General features: G+C 48.9%; 2 protein-coding genes. Both read right to left on the bottom strand.

Annotated elements, in window-relative coordinates; translation table 11 throughout:
- Window positions 1-49: 49 nt before the first annotated feature.
- The gene (locus NZ772_18125; GenBank protein MCS6815473.1) at window positions 50-1177 is read right to left on the bottom strand and encodes a CO2 hydration protein; all 1128 of its coding nucleotides are present in this window, start codon (window positions 1175-1177) and stop codon (window positions 50-52) included.
- A 551-nt stretch (window positions 1178-1728) separates the two neighbouring features.
- Window positions 1729-1971 (bottom strand): HNH endonuclease (locus NZ772_18120; GenBank protein ID MCS6815472.1); only part of this gene is annotated, 243 nt, incomplete at its 5' end.

Raw genomic sequence — 1971 nt, 5'->3', positions numbered from 1 at the left:
CCAGTGATGCATGGTTGCAACGTCAGGTACCAGGCAATAATACTAAGCATTACTGATTAGCTGCCAACAAACAGGAGGTTTGCAGACGATCCATCCACCCTTCTAGATAGTGACGGTTTGCCAGTTGTTGGTTGACATCAGTAGTATCCAACGGGTAAGGAGCTAGACCGCGAATCGCTGCACTCGTTACACAGAACATGGATTTTTGAAAGCTTTGGCAAATTTTCACCCGAATATCACTCTCACCCCGCAGTTGTTGACGGTAGTGGGCTAGCAAGTAATCGGGGAGAAAATGGCGCATATCCTGCATCAGCAACGTTGGCGGAATTCCTGCTCCACCAATCGGTAACGGATCAGCATACAGAGCACCATAGGCAAACTGGCCCTGATCCGAGGAAATCTGTTGCGCTTGAGCATTGTAGGAAACCGTGCCAAAGAAGGGAGTGCCCCGGAAAAACACCGCCTCTACGTAGGGTACTGCTACATCCATCAGGAATGTTAGCCCAGCGGAGGCAGGAATAATGTCATAGCGCTGTCCCCGAACTACGGGCGCATAGGTAATGGGCTTAGCGGCTGCCTTGACTAACCCTGCTTGGATGTAGTCCACCACCTGAGGAATAGATTGAATTTTGCCCTGATCGTAGCGATCGGAAAGGGTTAGAAAAATCTCACTCATCACCTCCCAAAACTGTCCCAAGGCGCTGTAACAGGCTAATTGCCGAATTTGTTCTGGCAAAAACTCAGGAAATGCTCGGTCGATCGCCTGTATAAGCCAGTTACCTTTGATGGCTGCTTGAATAGACTGCTGGGCAAGACGCTTAAACTCGTCACTATCTAAGTAGGCATCCAAGCCACCTGTGCCGTGCCATAGCATCACTCTCATGCAGTATTCAGCATATTCGTAGTTGATGCGATCGTGCCACCAATGCCGCAGTAGCTTACCTAGCGATATTTCACCATTGAAATACTTGAAGAAAGGAAACAGCACTAAAAACTGGTGATCAGCAATGTACACCAAGTTTTTCCAATAGGCATCTAGGACGACACCGTAGCTTTTTAGAATGCCAACAACCTCCATCAAATTTTGTGGTGAGTCAGACAACAACGCCTGACCTGTTTCGAGGCGGTGAACATAGTCCCTGAGCGGGTGGGATGATGGAGACCTAACGGCATTCATAGAAAATGACAGCAGATTGCGTGGCAGTAGCCTGGATAATTGAGGCTGATATTTAGTGTACAGGAATGCTGAATATCACCACAGCTAGGCCGCTATAAAAATATATCTTTGCTTCCTAGGCAAACGTCCTGGCGATAGCTCTCCCTCTTCCAACCTCCAAATCTCAGTCCCGTCCGTTGCAACGCAATATTACGCAGCAGCACACAGAAGCGATCACTCTACCTAGTCTCAACCACCCACCATTTGGACTTGTCGAGGTTGTGCTGGACAAGGATTTTGGTCTTCAGCAGGGACGATCGTTCCTCTTTATCTGTCGGCTTTGCCCTAGAGCTACTGAGTAGCTCTCTACCACCGACAGCGAGAACGACAGCACTATCGAGTACTTGCACACCTTAATCTCACTCGGTCACCGATGGTGTGCGCTACGAGAGTCTCGCAGCGCAGCGGTATAACGATTGAGTTCAACAGCGGCGGATAACCCTAAACTTAACACCAGCAGCTTTCATCCGTCCGCTGCCACGCAGGGTTAGCTGGCTGGCAGCCACACTACTTCAAGCTTGACACGGATCACCTGCTGGAGGGTGTAATCCGGTTTGTATCCAAAATCGTCTGGTTGCTCGAATAGAATCTTCCTCTGGATAACGAGTATCATTCAAATCAAGCCGCAGGCAAGTTGCCCGACCAATGGGTGTAGTTCCTCCTATAACAACGCCCTTATCTTGCCAAACAAAATGCTCTGCCCATTTTTGTTTGCGAGGATTAAAAATGGGAACAATCTCTTGGGTCTCTGGATC

The sequence above is a fragment of the Cyanobacteriota bacterium genome, assembly GCA_025054735.1.
Classification (GTDB): Bacteria; Cyanobacteriota; Cyanobacteriia; order SKYG9; family SKYG9; genus SKYG9.
This window is presented reverse-complemented; position numbering and strand designations above follow the sequence as displayed.

Excerpts from the sequence above, each read along its gene's own strand:
- NZ772_18125 (MCS6815473.1), bottom strand. The coding sequence starts at position 1,177 with ATGAATGCCGTTAGGTCTCCATCATCCCACCCGCTCAGGGACTATGTT.